Origin of the sequence: Oscillatoria sp. CS-180, assembly GCF_028330965.1 — a bacterium.
In the GTDB taxonomy this organism is placed as follows: Bacteria; Cyanobacteriota; Cyanobacteriia; order Phormidesmidales; family Phormidesmidaceae; genus Halomicronema.
This window is the reverse complement of sequence record NZ_JAQMUB010000009.1, coordinates 21963-28470: the sequence shown is the minus strand read 5'-3', so window position 1 is coordinate 28470 and position 6508 is coordinate 21963. Positions and strand designations below refer to the sequence as shown.

Genomic DNA, 6508 nt, shown 5'->3' with positions numbered 1-6508 from the left:
CGATACGGAAAGCTTTCGTAAATCGCTTGGCGAAATTGGCGCAGCGGTTCAAGATAGGTTGACATCAGTGGTAGGGCTTAGAGTTTCCAATCCTCTACCACTTTCCTGCTCTTCAGTCACCCTGATTGTCCAAAGTCCAGTCACTCACACCCCGTCTGAAGCGAGTTGCGGATTTTGCTCCTATGTAGAAGTTTGCGATCATCGTTGGCATTGACCCTAATCGCTAGAGTCAGGATCAAGCTCGCCACTGACCTGCAAGATTTGCGTCCGCAGGGCAGGCGAGAGCCAGAAATTAGCGTCTTGCTGTAAGCGATCAAATACGTTTTTCAGGGATGGAATTGAGCCCTCTTGCCACCCTCTTAGCAAAATTCCCACAATGCCTGTAATGCTTAAGTTCAGTGCTCTTGCCGCTTGTCGAGCTTCCTTTTCGTCCAACAACACTTTATCCGCAGAGAGTTCCACGGCAAGGGCAATCGCTTCGGATTCGCCTTGATGCAGTTCCCGTCGGAGGAGATTCACGAGGGCTCGATCTTCCACGGCTTTGACCACAAGCCAGCCTTCACCGACTGCCGATTTTAGTTCACTGGAACCGGGCAAATCATCATTGATTTTGAGTTCTGCCAAAACTGCTTCGGGAATGATAATTTGTCCACACTGCTGGGGTAATAGAAATAGGTGATCGACAATTGCCAGATCAAGCAGCGGTGAAGTGTTACTGATGACGGGCATAGTCTAGATCTTCAGCAAGTTCAGTTTCTGAGTAGTGTCGCAGTAAGCCGCGATCGCCTAAAAGCTGACTAAACTGGCGATGATCCAGGTTGGCCAGTTCACGCGCTTTGCCGAAAGACAGCAGATCTTGTCCATAGAGCGCCACCGCAAGTTCTTTCAACAGCTCGGTTTCAAGACGGCTTTCGGGTAAGCGGATGGATTGAACGATGGATTCAGGAATGGGCAGTTGCATCGGCTCATGCTCTGAGGGTTGCGAAGAAATCGGCGGTAAGCCCATTATGGGGGATAGCTGGCGAAACTTGGTCTTGAAGCGATCGCTCCCCACTCCCTTTACTTTCGCAATAATCCGTCGGCAGGGCGATCACCGTTCATAGCAGGTGATTGCTCGTTCTTGATATCACGGCTAATAATTGTAGGCAGTTAGACATCCCGAATCTCTATGACTGATCAAGAACTCCTCAGCCGCATTACAACAAATCCGCAGGTGATGGTAGGGAAGCCGGTCATCCGAGGCACACGCTTGACTGTGGAATATATTTTGAATTTGTTGGCTCATGGGGCGACGGAGTCAGAGATCTTGATGGAGTATGAAGGGGTGACGGCAGCCGATATTCGAGCTTGTCTGTTGTTTGCTGCAAGATTGCTGGAGAGTGCCAGCTTTATGCCGATGGAGATCGCGTAAGTGCGCTTTCTCGTGGATGAAAATACGGGTGTGTTTGTAGCTCGATGGTTGAGAGAACAGGGATATGAGGTCTTTTCCGTTTACCAGGAGGCACGGGGTACTGATGACGATGCTATCTTGCGAAAAGCGTTTGATGAAGGCTGGATTTTAGTCACCAGTGATAAAGATTTTGGCGAAAAGATCTTTCGCGAACGTCGACCGCATCGAGGAGTGATCTTACTCCGTCTTGAGGACGAACGCTCAGCTAATAAGATTGCGATGTTGGAGCGTCTACTCAATAGTTACGCAACTCAACTGCCTGACAACTTTGTGGTCGCGACAGAGCAGAAAGTACGCTTTGCCAGGATGCGAGAATGAGCGCGATCGCACTCCACTCCCATCGTTTCACACTAGCCCTGAAAGGCGAGGCGATTGCTCTATCGAGTTCCGACATGAGGGTAGGGCTGAACGAGATCGCCCTCATCCTTGTAGCGTGTCTGAGGAGCGATCTCGTCACCATCAGCCAGTCATAATAATGGGCTATGCTCAAAACCACTCACTATTTTGACAACTTTGCTGCGCAAAAACATCCTGAAGTTGAGCGGGCGTGGATAACGAGGGTCTTGGCGAACCCGGTTAAAACAGAGCAACAACCTAACCAACGAATTGCCTATTGGGGCAACATTGAAGAGGCAGAAAACCGGGTTTTGCGGGTGATCACATTAGAGGATGGTGAAACCGTTCACAATGCTTTCTTCGATCGCAATTTCTACAAACGTCAAAGACGAGGTGAAGAACCCTGATGAAGATTCAGTATTTTCATGACACCGATACCTTAGCAATTGAATTGACGACAAAACCCGTTACGGCGACAGATGCCGTTACCGATGATTTGATTTTGGACTATGACAGTGATGGCAAGATCGTTGCTATTACATTAGACAACTATTCTAAAAACGTAGAGACGGTTGATTTACAGGCGCTGGGAGTCCCACTTTTGGCGGCGTAAAGTTTAAGCGGATCGCTCCCCACCCTCATCGTTTCACACTAGCCCTGAAAGGACATTGCACAAGCGACAACAGTCTTTATCGCGACGCAAGCAGCAAGAGCAGGCGGTTTGGCAGCGACGGTTTTGGGAGCATCAAGTTCGGGATGAAGCCGAGGAGAATGTTTGTTGGATTTTCTTACGTCAATTTAATCGACGGTTAGAGGCGATCGTACTAATTAGTAACTCTCACAAAATCACCTCGAACCCAACCTTCAGCAGCCGATTCCTCAAATCTGACTCTGTACCAAATAAAATCATCTTCGCTTCTAGTTTGATCTAGGATGGTTACCTGATCATTCGCTAGTCCATAATGACGAGCTATGGTGTCTGTACTTGGCCCAACTCTAATGTTAATTTGTGCTTGTGAATCTTGTGCTACGAGGACAGCTTGTTGAAAACTTTCCCCCGAAAATGATAGGGTTTCTTCACTGTCTAGTACATCTTGATTTTCGGGAACAATCTCTACAGAAGACAGCTTTAATTCAGTTGGATCATAAGCTGTCTCTATCCATTTACCACTGCCGATAAAGTCATCAACCCATTCTTTAACTATAACTTTATGCGTAGAGTAATCTCCATCTCCATATGTAAAGCCCTCTTCATATCCAATCACTTCTCCACTATTTTGTTTTGGAGTAATGACAATTAAATTGATCGGAAAATTCTCTTTTATATGAGTAAAGGTTTTTTCGTTTTCCGTTTCATCAACTGATAGCTCTGGCCCTTTGTCTATTACTCTCAAAAAGACCTCTCCATCTTCCAAATATTCTTCAACTGTACTTCCAGGAGCTACGTTTTTGCACCAAAAACTAGTATTGCCGTATGATGGAATATCATCAACCAAGGATGCAGCAGCATTTGTCAGGTCTCCAAAGTTTTCATAAGTAACTGGATCACTTGGATCAATTCCGGCTGATTCTAACGCTTCTTCTTGTGCACGTTTATATTGGCTTTGAGCAATTTCACTTTTATCACGTGCGTGGTTACAGTTTCTTTCTACTTCCTCGAGGGTTAACTTTCTCTGGATGGGATACTTTTTCCTGGTTTGGAACTCTATTATGAAATCGCTGACAAAAGCAAAAATCAAACCGAAAATTGTTAAGGATAGAAGAATCCACTGAATTTTACGATTTTTTCTTCCTGAATCAGTCATTTTGCTGAATCCTAAGATTGCTAATTACTATTCAGAAAGGGAAGTTGTTATTCCAGATCTTTTTTGAAAAGTTCATTGAATTTTTGTAGTCTTGAATTTTAATGCTGCTGAAGCCCCCTTCTACTTAAGATTGCATCAAGAAACTTTGAGTGCGATCGTAAATCTCTGTAGGCTAGGTCAAGTTAGCGAAACCAGGAGCCGTAGTCAATCACAATGGTAATCGGGCTGTGTGGATATCTTCTGCCGCGATCGCCTATAGATTAAACATTTGAGATACTTGTATCAAGGTCAATAGCTGAGCGTGCCAGGAGGAAACGCATGAGATTTACCCGCATCACCGTCAATCCTGATCAAATGGGGGGAGTCCCTTGCATCAGAGGCTTACGCATTCCCGTCGCTACCGTTGTCGGGATGTTTGCCGAAGCCATGCAACCAGACGATATTTTGGCGGCCTACCCCGACCTGGAGCCTCAAGACCTGTATGAGGCGCTGCGTTACGCCGCGCAAGCCGTTCAAGAACGCGAACTGCCCCTCTTATCAGCATGAAATACCTCGTTGATAACGCCTTGTCGCCTCTGGTGGCGGCAGGACTGCGAGACGCTGGGTATGATGCTGTTCACGTTCGCGATTACGATATGCAGGCGGCAGCCGACACCGAAATTTTCGATCGCGCCGCCGCAGAAGATCGAGCGGTATTGTCTGCCGACACCGACTTTGGGACATTACTCTCGCAAAGACAAACCCAGTATCCTTCGGTACTCCTATTTCGACGGGGTTCAGAACGAAGTCCGCAACGTCAGCTAGCCCTGCTCTTGAAAAACTTACCGAGGGTAACACCTGCTTTAGAAGAGGGCAGTATCGTCGTCATCGAACAAGCCAGAATTCGGGTTCGTTCTTTACCGATTGGTGAAATTCGGAAGGCTTGATCTTTTTTCCAACCATAGCAATCGCGATCGCCCTCCTCTTTTAACTCTCCGACGATTATCCAAACAGCTTTATTAGATCGCCCCTTCTCGCCTCATCAACAAATACGGTTGTACGGGGCGATGCGCTATTGGAGAGACATCGCCTTGGTGATAGCCAGCGGAGGTTGCGCATTCAACCTGCCAGCGTTCCAGCTTTAGTCTCATATACTGAGAGAACGCATTATCCAGGGACTGATTATGGAACCCACTATCTCGCTAGACGCTAACGCTTTGAAGTCGCTGATCAAAGAAAGCGTTCGTGAAGTAATGCGCGAAGAGTGGTTCAAATTCTTTGAATTGCTCACTCCGTATGTGGATGACGCAGAGCAAGCAGAAATCGAAGCCTCCTTCTCTCCAGAGAGCCATCCCGATTCAGACTTCGTTGACATTACCCACTGGTTTGACGATGCGGATCAAGCTCAGTAAGTCAGCCGATAAGTTTCTCAAAAAAGTTGATGGCAATAGCCGCAAAGCCATCATCGCTAAAATCGGCATTCTCAAAACTTGTCTAGAAACTCAGCAAGTTTATCCCCCTGAAGAACTCGATATCAAAAAGTTGAAAGGCACCCTCGCTGGCTTCTCTCGCATCCGGGTGGGCAAGATTCGCGTCATTTTCCAAATTCGTAGAGAAACGGGTGAGATTTTTATCTACGACATCAACTATCGAGGCAACATTTACGACGCATAGTTTGAAAATTCAGCACAAAAGTGCCTGAGATACGCAATCGGCTCTGCGGCAGCAGTCTCTTCATCATCAACAAATCAACAAATACGGTTGTACGCCGCGATCGCATCCTATACAATCCCTTCCACGGGGAATGATTCTAGGCGGGGAAGAGAGAGGGTGGAGCCTCCCTAATCCCCTGAACATCCCGACTTAACACAGGTAAGACGAGATATCTGGGATCATTTTATGATCTAGCTTCTTCGTTGCGCCTCATTTGGGAAACGCTAGACAATTCCCCGTTTTCCTTCAAACGAAAACGGAGACACCCGTATGTTTCAATCATCCGGCGGCGGGGGCAATGCCCCTGCCACCTTTAACCTACCCTCCTTCAACCAGGAGGCCGTTCGCCATATCCTCCTTGGCGACTACAGCGCGATTATCGACGCCATCAACCGCATGGCCCTGCTCGGCTACTGCGAACGCATCGCCTGGAGCGAACCCCTACCCACCGGGCGCAATGGCGAATTCATCAGCGTCATGACCCGCAAACGCACGATTCCATAACCATCTCGGTTGCCCATCCCTGCATTTCCGCAGAGGTGGGCAGCACGACTTTGGGGTCGAAAAGTTCGTCAGCTCAGCCATGACCGAGGCGCGATCGCGCGACGTAAACCCAGAGGTCATTATTCGCGAGCGCTTAGAGCATCTGTCAGAAATGGTAGGCGGTTACGACTTCGCCGAAGTGATTGCCGCCTACTGGCGAGGGCATGATACTGGCGATGATGTCTTGAAAGCCAATGCCGTTCGTTGGCTACGCGGAGAATTCAGCACCAAAACCGATGCAAAAAAGGCTTTGGGCGTTCGCATGATTGTGGATGATGCCAACTTCTACGATCAACTCAAGCTCTTTGCTCGATTTGTGAAGCTGGCAGGCTACGGCGGTTTTGTCGTCTGCTTAGATGAGTTGGTGAACCTCTACAAACTTGCCAATACCCAGGCGCGCAAAAGCAACTACGAACAAATTCTGCGGATCCTCAACGATAGCCTACAGGGCACCGCCGACAACCTGGGCTTTGTGTTGGGAGGAACGCCCGAATTTCTCATGGATACCCGCAAGGGTATCTATAGTTACGAACCGTTACCGTCCCAACCTTTGCCTTGCGTCGGGTTCTGGGGCTGGCGGATTCATGGCGCAACCTCTGCTCTGAGGCGTAGGTTTACCCTCAATAGCTTATCCCAAGTTTATCTCAAAACGCCTTCTAAACCTGCCCAATTGTGTCCAAAA

15 protein-coding genes and 1 pseudogene are annotated in these 6508 nt (G+C 48.0%); 12 read left to right on the top strand and 4 right to left on the bottom strand.

Going from position 1 to position 6508, the window contains the following annotated elements:
• Positions 1-214, top strand: a 214-nt coding sequence (locus tag PN498_RS01465; protein ID WP_272060896.1) for a hypothetical protein, incomplete at its 5' end; no start/stop codon positions are given.
• Between the two features lie 2 nt (positions 215-216).
• Here the strand turns inward: PN498_RS01465 and PN498_RS01460 are convergent.
• Together PN498_RS01460 and PN498_RS01455 are read right to left on the bottom strand one after the other, a co-directional pair.
• Positions 217-729, bottom strand: a complete 513-nt coding sequence (locus tag PN498_RS01460; protein ID WP_272060895.1) for a DUF3368 domain-containing protein — start codon at positions 727-729, stop codon at positions 217-219.
• Positions 713-961, bottom strand: coding sequence for a UPF0175 family protein (locus PN498_RS01455; protein WP_272060894.1), 249 nt, complete (start codon positions 959-961; stop codon positions 713-715). Before PN498_RS01455 ends, PN498_RS01460 begins: the two co-directional genes overlap by 17 nt.
• Before the next feature lie 207 nt (positions 962-1168).
• On the opposite strand from PN498_RS01455, the gene PN498_RS01450 reads away from it, so the two are divergent.
• Genes PN498_RS01450 through PN498_RS01430 form a run of 5 tightly spaced genes read left to right on the top strand, consistent with a single transcriptional unit; the run spans position 1169 to position 2399 of the window.
• A complete protein-coding gene (locus PN498_RS01450; protein ID WP_272060893.1) occupies positions 1169-1411 on the top strand; it encodes a DUF433 domain-containing protein in 243 nt (80 codons plus the stop codon).
• Positions 1412-1768 carry a DUF5615 family PIN-like protein gene (locus tag PN498_RS01445; protein WP_272060892.1) on the top strand — a complete coding sequence of 119 codons (357 nt, stop codon included), beginning with the start codon at positions 1412-1414 and terminating at the stop codon, positions 1766-1768.
• On the top strand, positions 1765-1923 hold the full coding sequence (locus tag PN498_RS01440) for a hypothetical protein (protein ID WP_272060891.1): 159 nt from the start codon (positions 1765-1767) through the stop codon (positions 1921-1923). Before PN498_RS01445 ends, PN498_RS01440 begins: the two co-directional genes overlap by 4 nt.
• A 9-nt stretch (positions 1924-1932) precedes the next feature.
• On the top strand, positions 1933-2193 hold the full coding sequence (locus PN498_RS01435; RefSeq protein WP_272060890.1) for a hypothetical protein: 261 nt from the start codon (positions 1933-1935) through the stop codon (positions 2191-2193).
• Positions 2193-2399: a DUF2283 domain-containing protein gene (locus tag PN498_RS01430; RefSeq protein ID WP_272060889.1), complete on the top strand. Its 207-nt coding sequence runs from the start codon at positions 2193-2195 to the stop codon at positions 2397-2399. The genes PN498_RS01435 and PN498_RS01430 overlap by 1 nt, the downstream gene beginning before the upstream one ends.
• 211 nt (positions 2400-2610) lie before the next feature.
• On the opposite strand, the gene PN498_RS01425 is transcribed toward PN498_RS01430, so the two are convergent.
• Positions 2611-3591, bottom strand: coding sequence for an SH3 domain-containing protein (locus PN498_RS01425; RefSeq protein ID WP_272060888.1), 981 nt, complete (start codon positions 3589-3591; stop codon positions 2611-2613).
• Positions 3592-3909: 318 nt separating this feature from the next.
• Here PN498_RS01425 and PN498_RS01420 point away from each other — a divergent pair, with 318 nt between their 5' ends.
• Both PN498_RS01420 and PN498_RS01415 read left to right on the top strand, forming a co-directional pair.
• Positions 3910-4137: a DUF433 domain-containing protein gene (locus PN498_RS01420; RefSeq protein WP_272060887.1), complete on the top strand. Its 228-nt coding sequence runs from the start codon at positions 3910-3912 to the stop codon at positions 4135-4137.
• The gene (locus PN498_RS01415) at positions 4134-4517 is read left to right on the top strand and encodes a DUF5615 family PIN-like protein (protein WP_272060886.1); all 384 of its coding nucleotides are present in this window, start codon (positions 4134-4136) and stop codon (positions 4515-4517) included. Before PN498_RS01420 ends, PN498_RS01415 begins: the two co-directional genes overlap by 4 nt.
• Positions 4518-4589: 72 nt before the next feature.
• On the opposite strand, the gene PN498_RS01410 is transcribed toward PN498_RS01415, so the two are convergent.
• Positions 4590-4721, bottom strand: a complete 132-nt coding sequence (locus PN498_RS01410) for a hypothetical protein (RefSeq protein ID WP_272060885.1) — start codon at positions 4719-4721, stop codon at positions 4590-4592.
• Positions 4722-4754: 33 nt separating this feature from the next.
• Between PN498_RS01410 and PN498_RS01405 the strand changes: the two genes are divergently transcribed.
• From PN498_RS01405 to PN498_RS28545, 4 genes and pseudogenes are all read left to right on the top strand, one after another.
• Complete coding sequence (locus PN498_RS01405) at positions 4755-4982, top strand: hypothetical protein (RefSeq protein WP_272060884.1); 228 nt, start codon at positions 4755-4757, stop codon at positions 4980-4982.
• Positions 4963-5244: a type II toxin-antitoxin system RelE family toxin gene (locus tag PN498_RS01400; RefSeq protein ID WP_272060883.1), complete on the top strand. Its 282-nt coding sequence runs from the start codon at positions 4963-4965 to the stop codon at positions 5242-5244. Before PN498_RS01405 ends, PN498_RS01400 begins: the two co-directional genes overlap by 20 nt.
• Before the next feature lie 309 nt (positions 5245-5553).
• Positions 5554-5787, top strand: a complete 234-nt coding sequence (locus tag PN498_RS01395) for a hypothetical protein (RefSeq protein ID WP_272060882.1) — start codon at positions 5554-5556, stop codon at positions 5785-5787.
• A 79-nt stretch (positions 5788-5866) separates the two neighbouring features.
• A pseudogene (locus tag PN498_RS28545) lies at positions 5867-6355 on the top strand (BREX system ATP-binding domain-containing protein); the annotation flags it as partial.
• Positions 6356-6508 lie beyond the last annotated feature (153 nt).

Coding starts and splice junctions, on each gene's coding strand:
- PN498_RS01395 (WP_272060882.1), top strand. CDS start 5,554: ATGTTTCAATCATCCGGCGGCGGGGGCAATGCCCCTGCCACCTTTAAC.
- PN498_RS01450 (WP_272060893.1), top strand. CDS start 1,169: ATGACTGATCAAGAACTCCTCAGCCGCATTACAACAAATCCGCAGGTG.
- PN498_RS01430 (WP_272060889.1), top strand. CDS start 2,193: ATGAAGATTCAGTATTTTCATGACACCGATACCTTAGCAATTGAATTG.
- PN498_RS01440 (WP_272060891.1), top strand. CDS start 1,765: ATGAGCGCGATCGCACTCCACTCCCATCGTTTCACACTAGCCCTGAAA.
- PN498_RS01460 (WP_272060895.1), bottom strand. CDS start 729: ATGCCCGTCATCAGTAACACTTCACCGCTGCTTGATCTGGCAATTGTC.
- PN498_RS01425 (WP_272060888.1), bottom strand. CDS start 3,591: ATGACTGATTCAGGAAGAAAAAATCGTAAAATTCAGTGGATTCTTCTA.
- PN498_RS01405 (WP_272060884.1), top strand. CDS start 4,755: ATGGAACCCACTATCTCGCTAGACGCTAACGCTTTGAAGTCGCTGATC.
- PN498_RS01415 (WP_272060886.1), top strand. CDS start 4,134: ATGAAATACCTCGTTGATAACGCCTTGTCGCCTCTGGTGGCGGCAGGA.
- PN498_RS01410 (WP_272060885.1), bottom strand. CDS start 4,721: ATGAGACTAAAGCTGGAACGCTGGCAGGTTGAATGCGCAACCTCCGCT.
- PN498_RS01455 (WP_272060894.1), bottom strand. CDS start 961: ATGCAACTGCCCATTCCTGAATCCATCGTTCAATCCATCCGCTTACCC.
- PN498_RS01435 (WP_272060890.1), top strand. CDS start 1,933: ATGCTCAAAACCACTCACTATTTTGACAACTTTGCTGCGCAAAAACAT.
- PN498_RS01400 (WP_272060883.1), top strand. CDS start 4,963: ATGCGGATCAAGCTCAGTAAGTCAGCCGATAAGTTTCTCAAAAAAGTT.
- PN498_RS01420 (WP_272060887.1), top strand. CDS start 3,910: ATGAGATTTACCCGCATCACCGTCAATCCTGATCAAATGGGGGGAGTC.